This is a genomic window from Dactylosporangium sp. CA-139114 (genome assembly GCF_050955725.1).
GTDB lineage: Bacteria > Actinomycetota > Actinomycetes > Mycobacteriales > Micromonosporaceae > Dactylosporangium.
In genome coordinates, this window is record NZ_CP192080.1 from 2468479 (window position 1) to 2492814 (window position 24336).

Sequence of the window (24336 nt, forward strand, 5' to 3'; positions counted from 1 at the left end):
CCGTGTTCGAGCCCATGAACAAGATCGTTCCTGGGTTGAACATGCAGGTCAGGCGTTGAACACCTCCGGCGACGCCCCCGAGCGAGGTATTCACAGAGGAGACTTTTCAGTCGAGACGACTTGTTGTGAGCGACCGCCGGGCGACGAGCGCCAGACGTAGGCGATGAACAAGATCGACGGTGGGCATGAACAAGGTCATCTCGCCTCGCGCCGCTCCATAAACAAGATCACCGCCCGGTACTCGCCGCCGTGAACGCCATGAACACCTTCGGCCCGCGCCACTCGGCGCGGGCCTTTTGCGTCGGGCACCAGATGTGTGGTTGGAGGGCGGCCAGGGCGAGGTGACCGCCCGGCGGCGGCCGGGTTGAACGGGCAGCCACGACGTTGCACACGTCCTGAGCGAGACCTTCCAGCGCCCGGCTGGCCGCATCGAAGGTCGTTACCGCGGACTCGGCCGAGCCGGTCGCGTTCCATCTGAAACAAGATCGTCAGTGTTCATGATGTGTTCAAACGCCCTGGTGGCGTGGGTGTCGCACCGCCAACCGGCCTCCGGTGGCCGGGTCGGCATCCCACCTCACCTTCAGGGAGTTCCTCCATGTCTGCGAACACTCGCCTGGCCGCCGGCCAGCTCGCCGAGCACCCCGGCGCCCGGCCCGGCGCGCCGCTGCTGGACGCGATCGAGTACCGGTTCCGGCTGGCCGCGGAAGGGCCGCAGCCGCAGGCGGTCGACGGGCGCCATCTCGGCCACGGCCTGCCGCAACGGCGGATCGCGCTGCCGGAGCTGTCGGCGATCCTCATGCACCCGTCCTGCGGCGCCGCAGCTCAGGATGCCGTCTGGCGGTTCCTCGTCGCCCAGGCCCGCACCGGCGCCGAGCGGTGGATCGTCGGCGCGGTCGGGGTGGCCCTGCCGGGTCTGCGGCACCGGGCGCACCTGCTGGCGAAGCTGTCCAGCGGGGATCTGCACGCCGCGTTGGTCGAGGCGTTCCTCAAGGCGTTGCACAAGGTCGACATCGACCAGCCAGGCATCGTGAACGCCCTGCTCAACGCCGCATTCTCCGGCGCCCGCGCGGCGCTGCGCGAGCAGGAACCGGCCGCGTCCGGGGAAGGCAACTTCGCGCCCGGCTCAGCGCTGCTGCCCGCCCCGTACGGCCACCCCGACCTGGTCCTCGCCCGCGCCGTGCGCCTCGGCGTGCTCACCACCGCGGACGCGGACCTGATCGGCGCGACCTACCTCGAGGACGTCAGCGTCACGGCCTACGCCCAGCGAAGCGGCCTGCCCCACTGGCGCGTCTACAAGCGGCGCACCGCCGCCGTGCAGCGGCTCGTCGCGGCGATCCGGGCCGGCATCCTCAGCGACCCGACCGCCGATGTCATCGCCGAGGCGACCCTGCGCACCGCGCTGGAGCCGACGTCCGGCGACCGCTGAAGCACCTTGCTGACCTGGCCTTTTCCAAAACAGCCCTCGAATTTGTATTCCCTTAGTGCGGGACTTCCCGCGTAGGTGACCTCCCGACCGGCCCCCGCTGACGGCGCTGACAACCCCGTTCGCCCGGCCCCATCTGACCTCTGTGAGGAGGACGGCCCCGCGCCGGTCGGAACTTCAGGTCACCCGTGTGGATCGTTCACTCCCGCCTCTGCCACCCACGCGCCGCCGTCGAGCCCCGCCATGCCCGGGGCCCGGCCTGCGGCCAGCGCCCGGAGGTGCCCAATCCCATGAACAACCAGCTCAACGCCATGCGCCCGTTGCGGCGCAAGCCGTCTCGGCGCCAGCGCCGGCCCCGCATCCACCCCTCGAACTGGGTGCTCTACCAGGCCACCCGCGTCGTGCCGATCCTGATCGTCCTGGCCGGAGTCCTGGCCTTCGCCACGGTCATCGGCGACACCGCGATCGCCGCCGCCGCCGGAGCGCCGGTCATCATGGCGGCCGACTCGATCCAGGCGGTTGTCAACAACATCCGGCTGTGGCTGGTCGGCATCCTCGTGGCCGTCGCCACGCTGTTCCTCACCATCGGCGGCCTGCGCTACCTGGCCGCGAACGGTGACCCCGGCGAGACCGAAAAGGGCAAGCTCGCCATGAAGTCCGCCGCGATCGGCTACGCACTCGCCTTGCTGGCGCCGCTGTTCGTGACCATCGTCGGGCAGTGGGTGGCCTAGCCATGACCTCCCCGACGCACGCCGGGCGGGGCACGTTCCGCCTCGCCCGGCTGGCCCTCGCACTGCTGCTCGGCGCCGGTCTGGCCGCAGCGATCGCCCTCACCACGACCGGCCCGGCGATGGCCGACCCGTCCCCGATGCCCGGCCCGGGCGCCACGGTTGCGCCGTCGCCGACCGCCATCCCGGACCCGGGCAGCCGCCCGAGCCCGAACCCGACGACCAACCCCGGCCCGAACCCGACTCCCACCCCGATCGGGCCGCCGCCGACCGGCAACCCGACCCCCAACCCCAACCCGACACCAAACCCGAACCCATCGCCCGGCGGCAACCCGAGCCCGCCGCCCGCGACCACGACCGACGACGATCCGGCCTGGTACGACATCCCGGGCCAGATCCGCAAAGCGATCAACGACTTCTTCAGCTGGATGGTCAGCACCGGCATGGCCCCGGTGATGCAGACCCTCGGCGAGACGATCCTCTCCACGCCCGATCTGACGAACAACGCGCAGGTCAAGGCCATCTGGACGACCTGCCTCGTAATCGCGAACGCGGTCTTCGTGCTGTTCGTGGTCATCGGCGGATTCGTCGTGACATCCCACGAGACCCTGCAGACCCGGCACGGCCTGAAGCAGATCCTGCCGCGCCTGGTGATCGGCGGGGTCGGCGCGAACATATCCTTCGTCCTGATCGCCGAGATCCTGAAGGCGGTCAACGCCCTCACGGCCGCGATCGCCGGTCAAGGTGTCGACGGCCCGGCCGCCGCGACCGCGATCCAGCAGGCCATCCAGAACATCCAGAGCGGCAGCAACATCATGGTGTCGCTGCTGATCCTCGCCGCGCTCGTCATGGCGATCATCGTCGTGCTGACCTTCATCCTGCGAGTGGCTGGGATGATCCTGCTGGTCGGCATCTCGCCGCTCGCGCTGGTCTGCCACGCCACCCCCCAGACCGAGGGCCTCGCCTACACCTGGTGGCGGGCGTTCGGGGCCTGCCTCGGCATGCAGGTCGCGCAGGCGGTGGTCATGTTGGCCACGGTCCGGGTGTTCCTGACCCCGAACGGCACGGACATCGCGCCGTGGCTCGGTATCCCTGCCAGCGGGAGCAGCTGGCTGGGCATCCTGGTGTGTCTCACGATGCTGTGGGTCCAGATCAAGCTGCCCGGCTGGATGAAGATGTTCATCCTCGGCCCGCTCGGCCAGTCGCGGGGCCGGGGCCTGCTTGGGCAGATCGTCTCCACCATCCTGACGATCAAGACGCTCGGCGCGGCGGCCGGCATCCTCGGCGGCGCGAAGGCGGCGGGCGGCCTCGCGGGGACGGCCGCCCGCCGTGGGGCGGGGACGGCGCCCCGTCCCCGCCCCGGCGGTCCCGCGCGGGCGCCCCGTCCCGTCCCGCCCCGGCGGCGCCCGTCCCCGGCCACGGCGGGACCGGCCGCGTTCAGCCACGCCCCGGTGACCCACACGCCCCTCGCGCAGCCCGCCGGGACGACGGCCGCCCCGGCGTTCAGCAACGCCGCCCCACCGAGCACCCCCGGCCCCGCCCCGACCCACGCCGCCCCGCCCGCCGTGTTCTCGGCAGGACCGAGCACCCCGGCCGCGACGAGCTCGGCGCCGTCGGCTGCGCCGCCGCCGAGCGTGGCACCGTTCAGCCACGCACCGAGCACCGCGGCGTCGAGCCCATCGACGTCCGGCACGGCCACGCCGGGTGTGGGAGGGGCCTCTACCAGGGCGCCGGCGGTCGCGTTCTCGGCGGCGCCGAAGGCGCAGACCGCGCCGAAGCGGCCTCCCGCGCCGGTCACGCCGGCGTTCTCGGCGGCGCCGTCCACACCGCCTCGGCCGCGGCCGACGGCGGCGAAGCGCGCCACCGCCGCGCAGGCGCCCCGGCCGACGGCCACGAGCCGGGCGCCGACTCCGGCCGCTCGTCCGTCGCGGCCGGTGCCCCCGGCCGTCCCGTCCCCGGCGCCCCGGCCCGTCCCCGCGCCCCGTCCCGTCCCGGCCCCCCGGCCGTCCCCGGCGGCCGGTTCGTCCCCGACCGCCCGACCGTCCCCGCCGCCCGCGGTGACCTTCCTGCCGCCGTCCCCGCGTCCCGTCCCGGACGCGGCCGTCCCCGACACTCCGCCGCCGCCCGTCCGCCCGGCCCGTCGCCGTCCCCGAAAGGCGTGATCACCGATGCCCCGTCGTACCCCTGACGAGCCGCTGCGCGCGCGTGTGCCCGCAGACGTGGAGCGGGCTGACCGGATCGTGTTCGGTCTGACCCTGCGTCAGGTCGTCATCCTGGCTGTGACGGCCCTGGTCCTCTACACGGTGTGGTCGGCGCTCGCGACCGTGGTCAACCCGTTGTATTTCATCGCCGGGTCGATCCCGGTCGGTGGGGCGGCGTTCTTCCTTGCGGTCGGCCGCCGCGACGGGGTGAGCCTCGACGGCTGGCTCCTGGCCGCGATCCGGCACCGCAAGGCGCCGCACCGGCTCGTCCCGGCCGACGAGCCGATCCGCGCCGCGCCGCCGTGGGTGGCCACCACGACCGGGCCCGGCGACAAGGTGCCGCTCCCGGCGCCGCTGCGGCTGCCCGCGAAGGGCATCACCGCCGAGGGGCTGATCGACCTCGGCCCGGACGGCACCACGGCGTTGGTGTCCGCGTCGACGGTGGCGTTCGGGCTGCGCTCACCCGGCGAGCAGAACGGCCTGGTCGCCGGGTTCGCCCGCTGGTTGAACAGCCTGGCCGGGCCGACGCAGATCCTCGTGCGGGCGCAGCGGGTCGACCTGACCCACGTCGCCGACCGCATCGAGCACCGCGCCCCCGGCCTGCCGCACCCGGCCCTGGAAGAGGCGGCCCGTTCGCACGTCGCGTTCCTCGATGACCTCGCCGCCCAGCGGGAGCTGCTGCACCGGCAGGTCACCGTCGCCGTGCGCGGACGGCGCGGCCCGACCCATACCGCCCACCAGGCCCGGGAGGCCGTCCGCGCCCTGGCCGGGTGCGAGGTCGCCGCGGCCGTGCTGGACGGCTACGACGCCCAGGCAGCGCTCGCCGCCTGTCTCGACCCGGCCGCCCCGAGAACCGGGTGGATCGCCGAGGCCGCAAACCCGGCGGCCGAGCCGCCGGGTGATCTGGAAGACGGTGACCTCGCATGAACCTGCTCCGCACCCGCCGCCGCTCGGCGACCACCGCGGCCGGGAGCCCTGGCGTCCTGCCGGGTAGCCCCGACGTCGTCGAGGTTGGCGGCCGATCGGTCCGCGTCGGCGACGACTACACCGCGACCCTGGCCGTGACCGGCTACCCGGCGGAGGTCGGCGCCGGGTGGCTGGAGCCGATCCTCGCCTACCCGGGCCGGGTCGACGTCGCCCTGCACATCGAACCCGTCCCGCCGGTCGTGGCGTCCGGGCAGCTGCGCAAGCAGCGCGGCCGACTTGAGTCGTCGCGGCGGTCCGACGCCGGCAAGGGCCGCCTCGACGACCCCGAGCTCGACGCGGCCGCGGCGGACGCCGCCGACCTCGCCGCCCGGGTCGCCCGCGGTGAGGCCCGGCTGTTCCGGCTCGGCCTGTACCTGACCGTGCACGGCGCCGACCCGGAGGATCTGGCCGACCGGGTGGCCGAGGTCCGTGGCCTGGCCTCGTCGCTGCTGCTCGACGTGGCCCCGGTGACGTGGCGGCAGTTGCAGGGCTGGATCACCAGCTTGCCCCTCGCGGTCGACGCGCTCGGCATGCGCCGGGTGTTCGACACCGACGCCCTCGCCGCGTCGTTCCCGTTTACCAGTCCGGACCTGCCGATGACGGCCGGGGACACCGGGATGGGCGTGCTGTACGGGCTCAACCTGGCCTCGGCCGGGGTGGTGGTCTGGGACCGGTGGGCGCAGTCGAACTTCAACGCCGTCATCCTCGCCCGCTCCGGCGAGGGCAAGTCGTACCTGGCCAAGCTGGACCTGCTGCGCAACCTCTACCTGGGGGTGGAGGCGTTCGTCATCGACCCCGAGGACGAGTACATCCGCCTCGCCGAAGCGGTCGGCGGGACGATCATCCGGCCCGGCGCCCCCGGCGTGCGGATCAACCCCCTCGATTTGTCGGCGGCGGACGGCGATGACGCGCTGTTCCGGCGGACGCTGTTCATGCAGACGTTCGTCGCTGTCCTCACTGCGGGCGACAACGCCAGCGCCGCGCTCGACCCGCTTGAGGTGCCGGTCCTCGACGCGGCCGTGCTCGCCGCGTACCGGGCGAAGGGCATCACGACCGACCCGCGCACGTGGCGGCGCCCGCCGCCGCTGCTCGCCGACGTCGCCCACGCCCTGGCCGACATCGGCGAGGCCGGGAAGACCCTCGCCGCCCGGCTGCACCCGTACGTGGCCGGCTCCTTCGCCGGGCTGTTCGACGGGCCGACCACCACCGTGCCCGAGGGGCACCTCGTGGTGTACGCGATCAAGGACCTTCCCGACGAGCTGAAGCCGGTCGGCACGCTGCTGACCCTCGATGCGATCTGGCGCAAGGTCGCCAACGCGGCCTCGCCGGACGTGCGGCGGATGGTGCTGGTCGATGAGGCGTGGCTGATGCTGCGCGCCGGGCTCGGCGCCAAGTTCCTGTTCCGCCTCGCGAAGTCCGCCCGCAAGTACGGGGCCGGGCTGACGGTCGTCACCCAGGACGCCGCCGACGTGCTCGGCACCGAGATCGGCCGCGCCGTCATCAGCAACTCGGCGACGCAGGTGCTGCTGCGGCAGGCGGCGCAGGCCATTGACGCCGTGAGCGAGGCGTTCGACCTGACCGACGGCGAGCGGGCGTTCCTGCTGTCCGCGGCCCGCGGCGACGCGCTCCTGGCGTGCGGCAACAGCCGGGTCGCCTTCCACAGCCTCGCGTCCGAGGTGGAACACCAGCTCATCGTCACCGGCCCGGCCGCCGGCCGCCGCTGACCGAGGCCCACGCCACCCCGATGGAGTTCCCCATGCATCTGACTCTGCACACCCCGAGCCCGGCCGCGGCGACCCCGGCCCCGTCCACCTGCGTTCCCGGACATGACGGCGTCCCCGGCTCGGTACTCGGGCGCCTCATGTGCGGCACCTGGGCCGACAACGCCCCGGCCACCGTGTCCCTGTTCATCCGCGCCCACTGGGCCGAACTCCTCGCCGGGCTCGTGCTGCTGATCGCGGCCCGGCTCGGGTGGGCGTGGTGGCGGCGGGCGGTGTGGCGCCGCCACGCCGCCCGCGCCTGCTGGCTGGAGATCGTCCCGCCGGTGTCGGCCACGCCCGCCGCGACGGTCGGCCTGTGGCGGCTGCTCGCCACCGCGCTGCCCGCCTCGAGCGGCTGGGCGTGGCGGCCCCCTCGCCTGGTCTGGGAGGTCCACGCCACCCCGGACGGGATGCGGTGCGGGCTGTGGCTGCCGCCCGGCGTCAACCCGACCGCCGTGCTCCGGCTGCTGCAACGGGCGTGGCCCGGCGCCCGAGCCGAGCAGACCCGCGCGCCCGGCTTCGCCCCCGGCGTGCCGGTCGTCGCGGTCGCCGTGCAGGCCACGCAACCGGAGTGGCTGCCGCTGGTCGACGACCCGGCGCCCGGCCGAGGGCAGCGGTGGGAGGCGGCTGGTGTGGCGCCGGAGGAGGACCGGCTGCGGGCCGTGTACGACGGGCTCGCCGCCGCCGGGCGCACCGGCGGCGGACTCCTGCAGGTCCACGTCACCCGCGCCCCCGCCCGCCGGGTCGCCGCGCTGCGCCGCGCCACCATCAACCCCGGCCGTGCCCGCCGCCCCCGCACCGGCGCCTCCCGGACGATCGGCCTCCTCGCCGACGGGCTGCGGGCGCTGATCATCGGCGTCCTCAACCTTGTCACGCCCGGCCCGAGCACCCGCAAACAGACCGGCAGCCGATCCGACCCGTACCTCAACGAGCTGGCCCGGCAGGCGCGGGGCAAGCTGGCCGCCGCCCCGCACCTGCTCGTCGCGGTGCACGCCACCACGACCGGGCCGACCGTCGCGGCGGCGCGGGCCGCCGCCGCCGACATCACCTCCGGGTTCGGACTGCTCTCGGCGCACTTCACCCGCCGCCGGCTCCGCCGAGCCCGCTCGGCCGCAACTTGGCGGTGGGTCCCTGCCTCGGCGATGACGCTCGCCTCCGTCGAGGAGACCGCCGCCCTGGCCGGGCTGCCCGCCGAACCCTCCGCCCACGGCCTGCCCGCCGCCGCCTCCCGGCGCCGCCCGGCCAGCCGCGAAGTGTTCACCGCGGGACCGGCCCCGGCCGCGGCCCGGCCGAGCCGCCGCCCGGCACCCAGCCCCAGGATGGGGCCAGCCGACCCGGGCGAGACGCAGGAGCCGCCGGTCGTGTGGAGCGCGCCGTGACGGCCGCCCGCAACGCCGCGAGCTCCGCCCCGCAGCACGGGGGCGAGCACCGGCGGCTGAACCTCGTCCCGCCGGCGCAGCGGCGCGGCCTCGCCGGGAAGGTGATCGGCGTCGCCAACGCCGGTCCCGCCGTCCGAGTCGGGATCTCCCTCGCCGACTGCCGCCACCACCTGCACGTGTGCGGGCCGACGGGCACCGGCAAAACCAGCCTGTTGCTGCGGATGATCCTCGACGATGTCGAGGCCGGGCGGGGCGTGGCCGCGTTCGACCCGGCCAAAGGCGACCTCATCCGCGATCTCCTCGACGTGCTGCCCGCGGCGTGCGGGGATCGGCTCGTCATCGTCGACCCGGACGAGCGCGCCGCCCCACCGGCGATGAACCTCCTCGACCCGCAGGTGCACGGCGGCACCGCGCACGACGTGGCCGCGAACGTCACCTCCGTCATGTCGAAGGTGTGGGCCCGCTGGTGGGGACACCGCACCGCCGACATCTGCTATCACGCCCTGCTCACCCTCGCCCACCTGCCCGGCTCCACCCTGGCGCAGCTGCCGCGGCTGCTGTCCGACGCCAAGTGGCGGGCCGGGCGGGTGCGGGCGGTCATCGGCAGCCTGGGGGCGTGGGAGGGCAACACCCTGGGCGAGTTCTGGGAAGGCTTCGACGGCATGCCCGCCGGGCAGCGGGCCGGGCTCGTCGCGCCGCTGCTGTCCCGGCTGCGCCTGGTCCTCGCGCACCCCCTCGCCGCTGGGCTGTTCGGGGTGCCGTCCACGACGTTCCGGTTCGCCGACGTGCTCGACGGCGGGGTCATGCTGGCCCGGCTGCCGAAAGGCGTCATCGGTGAGGACGGCACCCGCCTCATCGGGTCGCTGCTCCTCGCCGGGTTGTGGCAGGCCACCGCGGCCCGTGCCCGCATCCCCGAGGCCGATCGGCTCGACTGCGCGGTGGTCCTCGATGAATGCCACAACTTCCTGCACCTGCCGATCGGCATCGACGATGCCCTCGCCGAAGCGCGCGGCCTGCACACCAGTTTCGTGCTGGCCCATCAGTACCTGGGCCAGCTGTCCGGGGAGATGGCCGAGGCGATCGACGCCAACGCCCGCAACAAGGTGTACTTCGCGCTCGCTCCGCGCGACGCCGTCGACCAGGCCCACCACGTCCGCCCGTACCTCGACCAGGGCGACCTGATGCGGCTCGGCGGCTACGAAGTCGTGCTCCGCCCGGTGGCCGGCGGCCGGGTCGCTCCACCGGTCACCGCCGACACCATCGCCCCGCCGAAGCCGATCCGCGGCCGAGCCGCCGAGCTGCGCCGCCTCGCCCGGGAACACACCGGCCTGCCGATCGCCGCCCGCCGAGGACTGCTCGGCGACGCGGCCACTACCCCGGTTGAGCCGGGGCCTGACGCGGGCGCCGGCCGCGGCGGCGAGGCGCCGCTGGTCGGCCGGAACACCTTCGCTGTTCAGGGCGCGAGCTCACTAGAGGGTTCTAACGAGCGGTCCAACGAGGACTCCAACGACCGCGAACACTCGCCGGAACCCTCGCCCATGAACACGTCATCCCTGCTGCTCGACGATGGAGAGGAGGACTGGTGGACCGGAACCGACTGATAAGGACTATCACTCCTAGCGGTAGCCAAGCTGTCAGCAGCACCCGCCTCACGGCGTCCATCGTGGCCGGCGAACTCGCCCGAGTCACCCCCCGAGACCGGCTCCTCCTGGACCTGCTCGACCAGCACCAGACCTTCACCACCGAGCACCTCGTCACCCTCGCGTTCGGGTCCGTCGGCCGTGCCCGCAACCGGCTCAACACCCTGCACGGCCGGGACATCCTCGACCGGTTCCGGCACTTCCACCGGCCCGGGTCGCAGTCCTGGCGGTGGACCCTCGGCCCGGTCGGCGCCGCCATCGTCGCCGCCGCACGAGGCGAGGCGATGCCCCGCCCCGCCGCCGTACGCGACGCCACGGCCCGATTGGCGATGTCCCCTCGGTTGAACCACCTCCTCGCGACGAACGGGTTGTTCGTCGCGCTGACCGGTGCCGCCCGGACCCGGCCCGAGGCGCGGCTCGGCCGGTGGTGGAACGAACAACGCTGCCGCGACGCGACCGGCAACCTCGTCCGCCCGGACGGGCACGGCGTGTGGGTGGTAGGCGGTCGGGCGGTGCCGTTCTGGCTCGAGATGGACCTCGGCACCGAACCACTACCCCGGGTCGCGGACAAGCTGACCGGCTACGCCGCCCTCGGACCCCGCCGCGCCTACCCGGTGGTGTTCTGGCTGCCCACCGCCGCCCGCGAGGCCAACCTCCACGCCATGTGGGCGCGCACCGGCATCCCGGACGGGGTGCGGGTGGCGACCGGCGCCGACGACCACGCCGCCGCCCATGGGGGCCCCGCCGGGGCCGTGTGGCGCTGCCCCGGCGACCCGGCCCGGGTCAGCCTGGCCGACCTTCCGGCGACGACCGGGGACGGTGCCGCATGGGACGCCTGATCTCGATGGCCGTGACCGGCGTGGTGGCGCTGCTGATCGTCATCGTCGCGGCGGCGGCCGGGGCGGTCGTGGCGCTGTTCGGCGGCGGCGACAACGGCGGCGCCACCGGATGTCACGCCACCGTGTCCACGCCCGGCACGCCACCCGCCGGGCTCACCCCCGAACAGGCAGGCAACGCCGCCGTGATCGTGGCCGTAGGCCAGCGCCTCACCATCCCGCCGCGCGGGTGGGTGATCGCCGTCGCCACCGCCCTCCAGGAGTCCGACCTGATCAACATGGGGCACCTCGGGGACCGCAACGACACCGACTCGTTGGGGCTGTTCCAACAACGCCCGTCGAAAGGCTGGGGCACCCCCGAACAGATCATGAACCCCGACTACGCGTCGACGAGGTTCTACCAGGCCCTCAACCGGGTGCCCCGCTGGCAGACCCTGCCGCTCACCGAGGCAGCACAAGCGGTGCAACACAGCGCCTACCCCGACGCGTACGCCAAACACGAGGCGCGGGCCGCCGCCATCGTCGCCGCCTACACCGGCGGCATCGTCTGCGACGGCGGCGACGGCCTCCCACCCGACGTCACCGGGGTGCTACCGGCAGGGTTCAGCCTCCCGGCCGACACGCCGCCGCCGGTCGTGACCGCGATTCGGTGGGCACTGGCACAGTTGGGCACGCCGTACACCTACGGCGGCGATTGCACCACCCCGCACTCGGGCAACCCGCAACATCAGTGCGACTGTTCCTCGCTGATGCAACAGGCGTACCGGGCGGCCGGGATCGTCATCCCGCGCACCACCCACGAACAGGTCCACGCGGGCACCCTCGTCCCCGGCACCGACTACCTCCGCCCCGGTGACCTGATCCTCATCCCGGGCAGCGACGGCACCCGCACAGACCCCGGCCACGTCGGGATGTACATCGGGTCCGGGCTGATTGTGCAAGCACCGAAAACAGGCGACTACGTCAAGATCAGCAAACTATCCGGGTGGTTTTCTCAGATAGCAGCAATACGACGCATCGTGCCGAGCCCGTAAAGCTCTTTCCGAGACATTCGGAGGCGGTTCGAATGGCGCCCCCGAATTGCGGCCGGTCGCGATTCCAATGAAGTGACGTTCGCCACTGTTTTGACGGGGTCCGGCGCTACCGGCGCACGGTCGGTTGCCGGGCGCGTGCCGCGTCGGTCGCGAACGAGCCGCGCCCGTACGAGGGCCGTAGCGCACACGCCCGGCGCGGCAGTGACCAGCATTGCCGGTGCGTGCGCCAGCGGCGCGCACAGCCCCGGCAATCGCTATGCCCTGTCATAGGCGACCCGGCGTCGAGGTGTTGGGGACACCGAAAACAGGTTCCCGAAAAGAGTCATGAACAGCGGGGTTGACAATCCCAACGTACGGAGCGTCCATGGACGTGGGCAACAACAAACGCCCGGCGGAACCGCACCAAACACATGCGCGACGCGCAACGCGGAATCGCCAAACCATCCATTTCCGTACGGAGGTAATTCGCCATGTCCGCACCCACCACCGAAACGACCACCACCGCCGACGCCGTCGCCCGCGTCCTGGCCGACCACCCCGACGGCATCACCGTGAAAGACCTCGCCGCCGCCGCCGGGATCGGCGCCTCCACCGCCAGCAAGACCCTGACCGCGATGGAGAACGACGGCACCGCGACCCGCCGCCCCGGCCCGGCCAACGGCAACCGCAAGCCCGCCGACCTCTGGCACCCCGCGACCGGCGACACCACCCCCAACGCGACCCCGGCCGACGACACCACGACCACCCCCACCGACGAGGAGACCACCATGCCCGCCCCCGACACCACCACCACCGCCGCCCCCGCCGCCCCGGACGCGACCGAGGACACCGCCCCCGCCGACGCCACCCCCGCCCCGGACGCGGACGGCACCACGGCCGACGACACCACGGCCGACGAGAACGCGGACGACGAGGCGCCGACCCCGGCCCCGGCGCGTAAGCCCAATCTGCGGGTGCTGCTCATGGCCGGGGTACTCGAATCGCACCCGGACGGCGTGAGCGCCGCCGAGGCGATCACCGAAAGCGGCCTCGCCACCGGCGTCGGTGACAACGTCCTCATCGCGATGGAGGCCGTGGGCGTGGCCGAACGGCACAGCGACGACGACGGCCCGGAGCTGTGGTTTCTGACCGGCGACGGCGACCTCGGCGCGGTGGACCCGGACAACGCCCCGACGCACGTCACGTGCCACGCGTGCGGGCACGCCAGCCCGATCCGCCGCGCGTACGCGCTGGGGCGCCAGCCCCTGGCCAGCCGCGCGCCCGCGCCGCGTGCCGTGCGCGCCGACGTCAACAGCGACGGGTCGACCCGGCTCGGCAAGAACGAGCTGCGCAACATGGTCGAGGCGTTCATGCGCACCCTCGGCCCCGGCCACCCGGTCACCCCCGGCACCGTCGGGCGTGAGCTCGGCCGCAGCCCCGGCGCAGTGAACAACGCCATGGAAAAGCTGTCGCACGTGGTCACCCGGGTCAGCGACTCGCCGGTCATGTTCGAGACCCTGCCCAACCTCCCGGCCCCGTCAGCCGAGGTCGCGGCCCACATGACCGTCCCGGTCACGACCGCCCCGGCCAGCGACACGGCGACGGCCGACGCGAACACCGACGACGCGACCACCGAGGACGCGGACACGACCGAGGCGACCACGGCAGCCCCGGCCACCGACGCCACCACCGACGCGGACACCGCCGAGAGTGCGGACACCGCCGACGCGCCCGCCGTGCCGGTCGCCGCGTAAGCAACCCCCGCTGCCGGGGCTGGGCACCACGCCCGGCCCCGGCCGCATGTGTACGGCCGTCCCCCCCTGAACCGAACCGGAGGCATGCCATGACCACGACACCATCCCACCGGCCCGTCAGCACCGGCCAGACCGGCGCGGCCCCGGCCGACCCGCACACCGAACCCCCGGGGCTGGTCTGCCCCGAATGCGGGGAACCGGCCCGCGCGGTACCGCCGACCGAATGGCCCCTCGACGGGTCCGCCGCCCGCCCCGGGCATTCCCACCACGACGGGACCCCATTGTGCCCCGTCCCGGCGCACCCGGGCGGGTCGCAACCGGCCGAGCCGGTCGCGGCGTCCCGGTCGACCGCACCCGACACCACGTCACCGGCCACCGCCGACCCGGCACCCTGCCCCGAGGCGCCCGCCCCGACACCGCCTGAGGTCGTGTACCTGGTGGCGGGCGGTGACATGGTCGCCGTCTTCGCCGACGAGGCATCGGCCGACATTCAGGAGACGGTGATGATCGGTGCGGGACTCGACACCATCCGGCGGCGGCTCACCTGGGCCGGGTGGACGCAGGCCCGCGCCGAGCTGCGCCGACACCTGGACATCGAGATCGTCGACGTGAGCGGCGGCCCGGCGTGAGCTGGCTCGCCCCGACCGGGGCGACCGGCCCTCACCGTCACGGGAGGAGTGTTGGACCGTGAGGGCGCAGCGGCCTGGAGCGAAGCGAGTACCTGCCCAGAGCAGGATGGTCCCTTGGGATACTGAGGATCTTGCGAACCTAGCGGTAAGGCCGGTCGGGTCCTGCGGCTACCGGTGCAACTGGCGATGGAGTTCGATCCATTCGCGTTGGTGTCTGCGGTTTTTGCGTATGGCCTCGACGGGCGCGTTCAAGAGCACGTCCCATCGGGCCTTGCCCGCGGAGGCGTGGACGACCAGTTGGACCGTATCGACCGGCGGGAGTGGCGCGGGATCCGGCCCATCCTCGGGATCGAACACCGGCTCGGGAAACCTGATCTCCCGACGTGCCTCGTCGCCCACTCGCATCGTTTCGGCGAACGTTGCGAGGCGTCGCGGGCCGTCGGCCTCGGCCTCAGCCGAGCCTGCGGCGAACTGGACGTCTGGGGTGCGGAGCTCAACCTCGATTCGATCGAGGGTCTGCGGGGCGAGGAGTTGGAGCATCACAACGGGCGTACCGTTCAGGCCGCGGCTATCGCCGTCCCGATCCTCCACGAGGACTTTAAAGTCCGGTTTACGCTGGTCATGGAGCATCTGCTCGTCCGCGTGCGCCGAGCGTTTCGCGCTTGCTGCTCCACGAACCGATACGACGGCGGCGAAAATCGCGATCGCCGCGCTTGCCCATGTTGCCCAGTCGCCCGCCTGCACTTCTTGGCCTCCCCGCCGATCGATTATCCGAGAACGATAGTGACCGACGGCGTCCACTTCGACTGCCCTGCTGGGCTCGGTCGAGACGGTCGTCGTGTGTCGCATGTCAACCAGGCATACACGAGCGTCTGACCAGCCTGGGCGGGGGTGTTGGCTGGCGCCGGTTCGCGAGATCGCTAACCAAGGGCCGATTCAACTCCCGCGACCAGGTTCCAACTGTCAAGGCTCACGTCAAGAGAGCCGGCGAGATGCCGGCAGCGCCGTCCCGCCATCTATCGCTGGTAACCGCCATCTATCGCTGGCAATCACACCGAGCCGCCGGCGCCCTGGAAGCGACCTCCGGGCGGGGGCCTTGATCGCCCCGTAGAGGTCGGAAACATTGTTTGTGACGGCGCCGCCGGGACCGCAAACCCCCGGCGGTGCCGCCCCACCCGACCGGCGTCCCAGGAAAGGACATGCCCACCATGGCAACCACCCCGACGCCCGCCGCGCCATGCGGCGGCTGGGCGGCCCGCGCATCCGCCGGGCCGCCGCGACCCGCTTACCCGGCTACCGGCCCCGATCGGGCGGGGGTCTGACATGCGCCGATTCCTGCCCCGATCGTGGGGACGACACCAGGGCAACCACCGCCCCGCCGCGATCGGCATCGCCACGGTTGACCGGCGACCGCCCGCGTCCCTACCCCCGGCGCGCCCACCGCAGCCCGGCGGCCCCCAACGCCCGGCCAACGGGTCAACGGGCCACCCGGTTCCCGGCGCACCCAACCGGCCCGCATCACCGGCCACGGCACCGCCCGCGCCTCAACCATCTCCAGCACCGCAGCCCGTTCCACCACGCGAGACGGTGGGCGCGGACAGCGCCGACATCATGCGCCTCGTCACCGAGCTGTACACCGCCCACGGCAAGGCTGAGGTCGCTCAAGCGATGGCCGAGGCCACCGACGACCCGCAGATGCGGGCACGGCACCTTAGCTTCCTGCGGTACTGGGACGAGGCCGCACGCGCGCTGTACGACAAGCTCAACGCAACGCTGGACAACGCCTTTACCGCCGAGGCGGCGGTCGAGACGTTCCTGCCGGTCCAGCCCACCCAGACCGGCGAGGTCATCCTCCGCGCCCGCGACGAACAGCAACGGCCGGTACTCGTCCGGCTCACCGCCGGGCAGGCCCTCACCGTCGGCGCGCACCTCACCGCGTACGCCGCGACCGCCATCGACCGCATCGGCGGCAAAGTCGCCGACGCGCTGCCGCCGATCGCCGCGCACGCACCCTTCATCCCCCCGGCCTTTATCCCGCGGCCCGGCGACACCGCGCAACGCCTCGACCCTGACGAGGTGGCCACCTCGAGACCGCCGGCCACCCCAGGCACCTCGACCATACGGAGCAGCCGATGAACCCGCACGAGACTGCCCGCGTCCGCCGACCCCGCGACGCGGTCGAGCACCGCCTCGGCACCGTCACCGACATCATCTACCCCAACCCACACACCACCTACATCGGTGGCATCCGCCTCCGGTTCGCCACCGGCGAGGAACGCACCTACCGGCCCGAGGCCGTGGTGGCGTGCACCCGCGCCGACGATCACGCCGCCCTCGTCGCCGCTGTCACCGACACGTGCCGGACGCTGCGCGACGCTTGCCGCATCGCGCACGACTACGACGGGCGGCTCAGTGGCGACATCATCGACCTGCTCATGGCGCTCCTGGGCGTCGCCGAGGCCCGGCTCGGCCTCACCCTCGACCCGGCGAACCTCGATCCGCCGACCGGCGGCAACGAGACGGACGAGGTGCCCTCGTGACCGGCATGGCACGCGTCCGGATCGAGCCCATGACCGGCGGCACCGCGTGCGACCAGTGCATGGAGCTCGCGACTCGTCGGGTCCTGCTCGACGACTTCCCGCTGTACTACGTGTGCGCCGCACACGAAGCACGAGTCCTCGGCTTCATCCGGGCGCAACTGGCCGGGGACGGCGACGCGGACGAGTCCGCCGGTGCACGGCCGGAGGTCGAACAGTGACCCAGCACCCGAGCTACATCCACGCCAAGGCCGCCCACGGCCCCAGACCAGTCTGCGACGCGCAGGATGCGCCATTGACCCGGGTCACCGAAGACCCGCACGAGGTCACCTGCCCGGAGTGCCCGGTTCTCGCCGAGATCGAGGCCATGCCCGATGACGCGGCCAGCGGCAGCCCGGACATCATCTCGATCCTGCGGGAGGCCCGCGGTGGCGCGTGGCGCAAAGTCGACGGCATCGTGCTCGACATGAGCACCGCGAACGCGATCCTCACCGTGTACGAGGCGGCCGGAGAGACCGGACGGGCGAAACTCGTCGCGCTGCCGATCGCCACCATGGCGGCGGTGTGCTGGCGCATCGTGGGGCAGCACACGGCCTGACACGATCGGGACGGTGGCCGGTGGGACACACCCGAGGGTGCGCGCAAACCCCGACCAGCCACCTCACCCACCCGAAGCCACCCACGACACCATGAGCCGCTTCTTCTCCGGGCCGGTACCGCGATGGTACCGGCCCGCTCCATGCGTGGAGACGCACCGCACGGCCGGCGTCGGCAAAGACGCCCGGGACGAGGTTCAGGGACAATGGCCAACGTGACTCGACGCAGGATCGGCCGCCGCGTCGCACTCGACCGTGACGGCGTCGCGGCGTACACCAGCGCGGCGCGTAGCACCGTCAACCATTGGCACCGACACCGCAACGTCACCGGGTTCCCTGACGGATTCACCGACGAGGCAGGCCGCGAATGGTTCTGGCTCGACGACATCCGGACCTTCCAGGTCGCCCACCGAGAGGCCAAACTCGCCGTTCTGACCGAGATCGACCGCAGCGGCGACCCCTGGGAACTCGTCGGCTCCGGCACCGCCGCGAAAATCCTGCGGTACCGCTCGTACCGCAACCTCCCTGACGAACTGCTCGACTGCGCCGACGACACCGAGACGCTGTCCGACGGACGACTGCGGCGCCGCTGGTACCGACGCACCGTATGGGGCATCGCCGACGCCCGCATCGGCCGCCAGTCCACCGGCCGCACCCCCGGCACCACCACCGGCCCACGCAAGACCCACGCGTACGCCGACGACCCGCGCCTCGCCGCCGCCGTCGCCCTGCTCGACGCCGCCCACGCCGCCGGACGAGGCGACCGCGGCCTGGGCGCCGAGCTGGCCGGCCAGCTCGGCGTATCCGAGCGCACCGCGCAGCGCCTAATCGCAGTCGCCCGTGGGGTCCACGAGCACGCCACGTAAGGCCACGTCCGGACCGGCCGTAGCCCGGCCCAGCTACGAGCCGCCGTCTTCGTCCGGCCCTTGTGGCGGCCTGCGGCGTGGTCAAACGCCCCGACGTACGCGCGGCCCGGCTCGGCGTTCGATCTGTTTAGCTGTTCAGTGGTCAATTTCTTCATCGAAATCCTCGGCGGCCAGCAGTGCGTCTTCCTCGCCGAGGATGATTCGGTTGGCAGAGCCGAGAGCCCTCCTTAGCGTGGCACTGCCGCCGAATCTGGCAATATTGCCGTCCGGACTCGTGACAACGAGGCACACACCATTTGCCGGCCCATCGACAGCCACCCGCTCGGCCAGATGCGTTAGCGTGGGCATGGTGTTGAAAACTTTGTGAGCGTCCTCGATGGTGAGCAGGATGCCCGCATTATCACGGTCTGGGGGAGACGAGCCGCTGGCGCTTCGGTGCTCAATTATGGCACACGCTGCGACCAGCTGACGGTGCACCTCCTCAAGATCGCAGGCTAGCCAATCGATCGTGAGACAGCCTGCTTCGCGTGCCCGGTACCAAGCGCGCATCGTTTCGAGATGTCGTTGGTACCCATCAGCGGCCCACAAAAGCAGTCGGCCGGTCTGCAGGGCGCCAAGTGACACAATATTGAGGCTGTTACTTTTTCCGTACCCCGCCGGTCCAATAATAATCCCGTTGCGCGGATAGCCTTCGACGTCAAACAGTTGCCACGTTACCGGCTCACCGTAGATTGACTGGCCGATCAGAACGGTTCCGTCTGGTTCGTTAAACAATTGATCCGGTGGTGGGATCTCCCCCTTGGGTAGCATCTGAAGGTCTTGTCGAAGGCGGTCCATTCGAGCGTATTCATCTTCGATGGCCTCAATGTCCACGGCCGCTGGCCTCCGCACGCGAGGTGCGCGGCCGCCGAATACATTCAAGGCAAATTCCGCTCGCTCCCCTGCGGAAAGAACCGGCTCGGGGTCGTCAACGTTGACCATCTTCGCTCGCCATGAAGCGGTACGAGCGGCACCAATCCCCCGCAACACCGGCCGACGTGGCTCAGGTGGCAGGTCGTGGAGAATGAGATGACTTCGCGTTGCGCGGGACGCTTGTCGTGATTGAAATCTGGCCAGTCCGCCCGCGCCATTTAGATGAATATGCAGTAAGCGAATACCGAAGCTTCGCATCTGGCGCATCGGCTTTGTTGGCTGGTCGGATCGCCATTCCACGAGCTTATCATTGTAGGGTGGTACAAAATACGCAATCAAGGCATGTTCGATAAGATCGACAGCATGCACTGTTGGGTGCCCGGTAAAAGGATCCCGGAAGTAGTTGAGTGTGTCCGGCGCGAGACTGAAACCCGGGTCGTCGTCATCAATATGATCGACATTGTGCAAGTCCGCCCGGTGTATACGCAATGGCGTAACGAAGATGTCCGGCCCGCCAACATGATCCTCATAAATTCGCTGAAGAGTTTCATGCCGTCTCGTGCGCTGCCAGGCGTTGCTATCTCCAGCCTGACCGAACGCCTTGCCAATGTACATTACCTCATGACGGGCGATGTCCCCACGGACAAGGCGGCATAATGAAGCTAGCGCCCAAGAATCTCCATGGAGCATGACGGAGCCGCGGCGAAAGGAGAAGTAAGCCCCGTCATCATGGACTCGAAAATCGCTCGCGTATGGCCTTCCCGGGATCGGCAACCGGAATTCCTCGGCGCGAGATCCATCCAAACTTTGGACAGATGCATCGAACCGAATCTCTTCCGGGAAAGCCCTTACTGACTGTTTTACAATTCTAACGGCGGGCCGCCTAGAGATTATGTAAAGATGGCAGTCGCCCACCGCTTCCGCAAGTTCGTCACTATCGAAACGCCTTTGAAAAGTGTGGGCAGCACGTAGTTCGTACGCCAAGGTCCCAGCCACACGACCTCCCCGACGGTATGTCGCTGCCGCCGATCTGGTCATCGGCGCACGTCATGCACTGACCACTGTAACTTCGACGTGACCTCATTTGAAGCCAGTTCGCGATAGGAGGACATCTGGCCGATCGAAGATCGGCATGGACCACGAACAGCCACCAGGAGCGGAGTGCCCGAACGGCCGTCAATTGCTCTCTGGCCACCCCGCAACTCCGGCAACGCTGCCGGTAATAACCTCGGGAACTCTGGCAAGCCGACGAGGAAGCCGGACGACACCGCGACCCGGCCATGCAATGGCGCGACATCGCTAAAGCGCATGACGTGTAGGCCGCCCAGCCGGGCGCGCCGTCCGCTGGGGCAGGCTACTACACGGATGCTTTCGGCCGCGATCCGTTGGCCGCCCCGGCTTCCGCCTTCAGTGCGGCAAGCAGTTCGGAGGCGCGGTTGTTGCGGATGGGGGTGCCGTTGCGCCTCAGCCGCGCGGCGAGGGCGTCACGGCTCACCGTCGCGCCTTCGTCGAGCAATTCATCTCGGGCCGCACGCGCGGCCTGCAGCAATGGCACGAGGTCGGCGGCAAGGTCCGGCCGGCCGTCCGGTTCGGCATCTTCGCTGGTGGCGGCGTCGTCGTCATGGCGGACGACTGCGTCGTGATCACGCTCGTGTTCCTGGTCCTCGTCGTCGGCTGGGCCGGGGCTTGGGACCTCGTCGTCTGGTATGACGTCGACGGGAATCCTGACGTCGATTGCGGTGACGGGGGCAGGTAATGCCGCCTGCAGGTCGGGCGCGGACTCGGTGGTGTTGATGGTCTCGTGCGCCGTAGGTGCCTCGCCGGCGGCCGGCGATGCGGCGTCGAGGTGTTCGCGGAGTTGGCTCGCGACGTCGAACAGTGAGACGGACAGCACGACGATGAGTCCGTCGATGCTGACGGGTAGCAGGTAGGGCACGGCGCCGTGCTCGTAGCGGGCGACGACGCCCACCATGTGCCAATAGCTGGTCCAGGCGGCGATGCCCGCGATGGAGGCGGTGGCGACGATGCGCAGCCCGGCGCGGACGGCGGATTGGATCGGCACGCGCATCATGACCTCGATCGCCACGAACAGCGCGAGAGGCGACCAGCCTGCGACGGCTTGGGCGATGGGGTCGTGTTCGGCGTGTAGGACGTTGGTCGCCATGCTGATGAGGAGGGCGAAGGCGAGCGCGGCCCGCAGGATCCATTGCATGCGGCGCAGCCGGGCCAGGGTCACGGGCGCGCTCCAGCGGTGACGGGCCGGAGTTGGCGTTCGGCGAGGCGGCGGGTGGCTTCGGAGGGTTCGGCGTCGCCGAGTTCGGCGAGCTGGTTTTCGAGGCGGCGAAGGGTGCGCCGGACGGCGTCGGGCCGGTGTTGGCGTCCGTGGATGCGCATGATGCGCTGGTACAGCTCCTCGTTGACCGGGTCGTACCGGAGGGCGGTTTCGAGGGCGGCGACGGCGGCGTCGGGCTGGTCGGCTTCGAGGAGTTCGGCGATGCGGGCGTACACGCCCAGGATTTGGTGGCGGTGGGTGGTGGCGTAGTCGGTGACCCAGGCCCGGTCCTGGCCGTCGGCGAAGTCCCCGCCGTAGAGGTCGGCGGCTTCGCGCAGCGCGGCGAGGGCGGTGGTGTCGTCGGAAGCGGTATTGGCGCGGCCGATGGCGGCGAGCATCCGCCACAGGTCGACCTCGATGGTGTCGGGGTCGAGCCGGTACCGGGTGGCGGCGGGGTCGTAGACGATGAACTTCGCCTCCGGGCTGCCGCTCGCAGCCCGCAGGATGCGGCGGGCGGTGGAGATGTCGGTGCGGACGCGTTTGACGGCGGCGTCCGGGTCGATGTCGGGGAGCAGGTCCGCGGCGATCTGGCGCAGCGTGCGCCCGTGCGGGTACGCGGCGAGCAGCGCGAGGGCGGCGTAGGAGCCGCTGCGCATGCCGCTGGTGACCGGCCCAGCCTCCGTGCTGACCGTGACCGGGCCGAGGACGGTCAGCCGCACGAGTGCGGGCGTATCACTGCTCGCGGTGGGCAGGTCGGGCACCGGTTCGAGGTCCGCGGCTGGTGCCGCCTCGATCATGTCAGCGGTCTCGGCGGGGTAGCCGGCGGCGCGGGTCTCATGGTCGCGAGGTTTCTCGGGCTCGTCGATGCTGATCCCGGGTTCGGGGCGGGCGGCGACGGCGGCGATCATGGTGAGGATTTGGGCGAGGGCGGTTGGGGTGAGGGCGGCGATCCGGCCGCCGTCGGGCAGGGTGCCGTCAGCGGCGACGGTGAGGCCAGTCATGGTGTCGGTGTCGCCGAGGATGACCGGGTGCAGGTGCAGGGCGGCCCGGTGTGCGCCGACCGCCGCGATCCGGGCGGCGTGGCGGGGGTCGTGGTCGAGGAGCAGGACGTAGGGCGGCTGGTGCTCGATGTGGTCGTCGCGGTCGTTGAGGTCGGCGATTGTCGGCGAGTCGATGGTGTCGAGGATGCGCCGTCGGCCGATCATCTCTTCTTCGGCGTGGGTGACGGCGGCGTCGGTGTCGGCCAGGACGATGAGCCGTTCGCCGTCGAAGGTGACGCCGTGTGGGTCGAGGCCGGTCGGTTCGGCGCCGTCCGGGAGCAGCCGGGCGAGGGTGGCCGGGGTGGTGACGACGACGGGCCGGATCGGCGGAGCGTCGGCGACGCCGGTGGCGAGGGCGCTGGCGAGCACGGCTCGCGCGGCGGCCTGGGCGCCCGGTCCGTGCAGGGCGACGCCGGGGCCGGGCAGGTCGAACAGGCTCACCTCGGCGCCGGAGGCGTCCACGCCGATCGGGGCGGGCCGGACCGGCGGCGCGGGCCGGACGGCCGGGCGCGGTTCGTCGGGCAGCTCGGGGTCCGTCTCCAATGCGAGGTCGCGGCGGCCGGCGGCGTCGGCGAGGGCCAGCTCCTGCGGGACGGGCGGCCGGGTCGGGCCGGTCCAGATCGGGATCGGGACGTTGAGGCGGGCGTGGCGGCGGCGGTGCAGGCGCAGCAGCGCGGCGACGGCGGCGATCGTGGCGGCGAGGCCGAGACTGATCCAGCCCTGTGACGGCATGGTGACGCCGGTCTGCCGGGTGCCGTGTGGTGCCGCGGGCTCGGCCGCGCCGGTGGAGGCGGCGGTGGGCTCGGCGGTTGCCGGTGAGCTCGGTGTGGTGGCGGTGCTCGGGGCCGGGGTCGTCGAGGCGGCGGAGGTGCTCGGGTTGACCGTGGTGGTGCTGGTGGGTGCCGGTGGGGCCGGGGCGGTTTGGTCGCGGGCGGGCAGGACGAGGACCCACCCGACGTGGATCTCGTCGGGGTCGGTAAGGGCGTAGCCGTTGGCCTGGGGTTTGCCTCGGTTGAGGACGTAGATCTCGCGCCAGCGGTGCGGGTCGCCGAGTTTCGCCTTGGCGATGTTCCACAGGTTGTCCCCGGCGACCACGTGGTGCACGCCGCCGGCGGCGTTGCTGGCCCCGGCCGGGGCGGCGCCGGGGGTGCCGCTGGTGGTGGTCACGGCGAGGAGGGGCATCGAGGTGGCGGCCGATGCGGGTTGGAGCGCGGCCGAGTTGGTCTGGGTGGTGACCGTGAGCGCGGCTGGGGTCGCTGCCGTGGCGGGGGCGACGGCCACGGCGGGGCGGCGAGCGGCGGCATCGGCGGCTGCGGCGCTCGGGGTGGCGGCCCCGGCGAGGCCGCGCATCGTGTCGAGCAGGACCGCGCCGACGATCGCGCCGACGAGGACAGCGGCGATCCAACGGATCGGCCCGTGCCGCCCAGAACTCGGGGCGAGTTTGTGCGGGTGGCCGCGGCGGGATGTGTTGGCGGATGCCACGAGGACTTCCACGAGCACGTCCCGGCAGAACAGCAGCCACAGGATCCACCCGATCGTGGCGAGCAGGCTGAGAATCTTGTCGTCGTACCAGGCGGTTGTGAGCGCGCCTGCGACGTCGTCGAGGCTCGGGAAAGTGCCCGGGTGGGGCCAGCCGATCCAGTCGAGGGGCCAGCCGATGAACCGCACTAGCAGCCACGGGACGGCGACGAGGAACCCAGCGAGGACCGCGAGGGCGACCAGGCCGCGCAGCAGCCGGCCACCGATGGCGAGGACTCGCAGCATTTCGGGCAATCCGTTCGGGT

At 71.7% G+C, this 24336-nt stretch carries 20 protein-coding genes; 16 read left to right on the plus strand and 4 right to left on the minus strand.

The window, feature by feature from the left end; all coding sequences use genetic code 11:
- Positions 1-595 precede the first annotated feature (595 nt).
- The 11 genes from ACQP2P_RS11190 (at position 596) to ACQP2P_RS11240 (ending at position 14329) form a co-directional block, all read left to right on the plus strand.
- Complete coding sequence (locus ACQP2P_RS11190) at positions 596-1426, plus strand: hypothetical protein (protein ID WP_433615308.1); 831 nt, start codon at positions 596-598, stop codon at positions 1424-1426.
- A gap of 287 nt (positions 1427-1713) precedes the next feature.
- On the plus strand, positions 1714-2154 hold the full coding sequence (locus ACQP2P_RS11195) for a pilin (RefSeq protein WP_433615310.1): 441 nt from the start codon (positions 1714-1716) through the stop codon (positions 2152-2154).
- A gap of 2 nt (positions 2155-2156) precedes the next feature.
- Entirely contained in the window at positions 2157-4313 is a 2157-nt protein-coding gene (locus tag ACQP2P_RS11200) for a hypothetical protein (RefSeq protein ID WP_433615312.1), read from the plus strand.
- 6 nt (positions 4314-4319) lie between these two features.
- A complete protein-coding gene (locus tag ACQP2P_RS11205; protein WP_433615314.1) occupies positions 4320-5279 on the plus strand; it encodes a PrgI family protein in 960 nt (319 codons plus the stop codon).
- Entirely contained in the window at positions 5276-7042 is a 1767-nt protein-coding gene (locus tag ACQP2P_RS11210; protein WP_433615315.1) for a VirB4 family type IV secretion system protein, read from the plus strand. Before ACQP2P_RS11205 ends, ACQP2P_RS11210 begins: the two co-directional genes overlap by 4 nt.
- Positions 7043-7074: 32 nt before the next feature.
- Positions 7075-8457 (plus strand): hypothetical protein, encoded by a 1383-nt coding sequence (locus ACQP2P_RS11215; protein ID WP_433615317.1) that lies wholly within the window; start codon positions 7075-7077, stop codon positions 8455-8457.
- Positions 8454-10058, plus strand: coding sequence for a type IV secretory system conjugative DNA transfer family protein (locus ACQP2P_RS11220; RefSeq protein WP_433615319.1), 1605 nt, complete (start codon positions 8454-8456; stop codon positions 10056-10058). Before ACQP2P_RS11215 ends, ACQP2P_RS11220 begins: the two co-directional genes overlap by 4 nt.
- A 62-nt stretch (positions 10059-10120) precedes the next feature.
- Complete coding sequence (locus ACQP2P_RS11225; RefSeq protein WP_433615320.1) at positions 10121-10936, plus strand: replication-relaxation family protein; 816 nt, start codon at positions 10121-10123, stop codon at positions 10934-10936.
- A complete protein-coding gene (locus ACQP2P_RS11230; RefSeq protein ID WP_433619094.1) occupies positions 10924-11967 on the plus strand; it encodes a C40 family peptidase in 1044 nt (347 codons plus the stop codon). Before ACQP2P_RS11225 ends, ACQP2P_RS11230 begins: the two co-directional genes overlap by 13 nt.
- Before the next feature lie 470 nt (positions 11968-12437).
- Positions 12438-13700, plus strand: a complete 1263-nt coding sequence (locus tag ACQP2P_RS11235) for a hypothetical protein (protein ID WP_433615322.1) — start codon at positions 12438-12440, stop codon at positions 13698-13700.
- Positions 13701-13789: 89 nt separating this feature from the next.
- The gene (locus tag ACQP2P_RS11240; protein WP_433615324.1) at positions 13790-14329 is read left to right on the plus strand and encodes a hypothetical protein; all 540 of its coding nucleotides are present in this window, start codon (positions 13790-13792) and stop codon (positions 14327-14329) included.
- 168 nt (positions 14330-14497) lie between these two features.
- Here the strand turns inward: ACQP2P_RS11240 and ACQP2P_RS11245 are convergent, their stop codons facing one another.
- Entirely contained in the window at positions 14498-15073 is a 576-nt protein-coding gene (locus tag ACQP2P_RS11245) for a hypothetical protein (RefSeq protein WP_433615326.1), read from the minus strand.
- A gap of 843 nt (positions 15074-15916) precedes the next feature.
- On the opposite strand from ACQP2P_RS11245, the gene ACQP2P_RS11250 reads away from it, so the two are divergent.
- The 5 genes from ACQP2P_RS11250 (at position 15917) to ACQP2P_RS11270 (ending at position 18328) form a co-directional block, all read left to right on the plus strand.
- Positions 15917-16465 carry a hypothetical protein gene (locus ACQP2P_RS11250; RefSeq protein ID WP_433615327.1) on the plus strand — a complete coding sequence of 183 codons (549 nt, stop codon included), beginning with the start codon at positions 15917-15919 and terminating at the stop codon, positions 16463-16465.
- On the plus strand, positions 16462-16869 hold the full coding sequence (locus tag ACQP2P_RS11255) for a hypothetical protein (protein ID WP_433615329.1): 408 nt from the start codon (positions 16462-16464) through the stop codon (positions 16867-16869). Before ACQP2P_RS11250 ends, ACQP2P_RS11255 begins: the two co-directional genes overlap by 4 nt.
- A complete protein-coding gene (locus ACQP2P_RS11260; RefSeq protein ID WP_433615331.1) occupies positions 16866-17087 on the plus strand; it encodes a hypothetical protein in 222 nt (73 codons plus the stop codon). The genes ACQP2P_RS11255 and ACQP2P_RS11260 overlap by 4 nt, the downstream gene beginning before the upstream one ends.
- Positions 17084-17464: a hypothetical protein gene (locus ACQP2P_RS11265; protein WP_433615332.1), complete on the plus strand. Its 381-nt coding sequence runs from the start codon at positions 17084-17086 to the stop codon at positions 17462-17464. The genes ACQP2P_RS11260 and ACQP2P_RS11265 overlap by 4 nt, the downstream gene beginning before the upstream one ends.
- A 204-nt stretch (positions 17465-17668) precedes the next feature.
- A complete protein-coding gene (locus ACQP2P_RS11270; RefSeq protein WP_433615334.1) occupies positions 17669-18328 on the plus strand; it encodes a hypothetical protein in 660 nt (219 codons plus the stop codon).
- 135 nt (positions 18329-18463) lie between these two features.
- Here the strand turns inward: ACQP2P_RS11270 and ACQP2P_RS11275 are convergent, their stop codons facing one another.
- The 3 genes from ACQP2P_RS11275 to ACQP2P_RS11285 all read right to left on the minus strand — a co-directional run bounded on the left by ACQP2P_RS11275 (position 18464) and on the right by ACQP2P_RS11285 (position 24316).
- Positions 18464-19855: a hypothetical protein gene (locus ACQP2P_RS11275; RefSeq protein WP_433615336.1), complete on the minus strand. Its 1392-nt coding sequence runs from the start codon at positions 19853-19855 to the stop codon at positions 18464-18466.
- A 742-nt stretch (positions 19856-20597) separates the two neighbouring features.
- Complete coding sequence (locus tag ACQP2P_RS11280; RefSeq protein ID WP_433615337.1) at positions 20598-21476, minus strand: DUF2637 domain-containing protein; 879 nt, start codon at positions 21474-21476, stop codon at positions 20598-20600.
- Positions 21473-24316 carry a BTAD domain-containing putative transcriptional regulator gene (locus tag ACQP2P_RS11285; RefSeq protein WP_433615339.1) on the minus strand — a complete coding sequence of 948 codons (2844 nt, stop codon included), beginning with the start codon at positions 24314-24316 and terminating at the stop codon, positions 21473-21475. The genes ACQP2P_RS11280 and ACQP2P_RS11285 overlap by 4 nt, the downstream gene beginning before the upstream one ends.
- Positions 24317-24336: the final 20 nt, after the last annotated feature.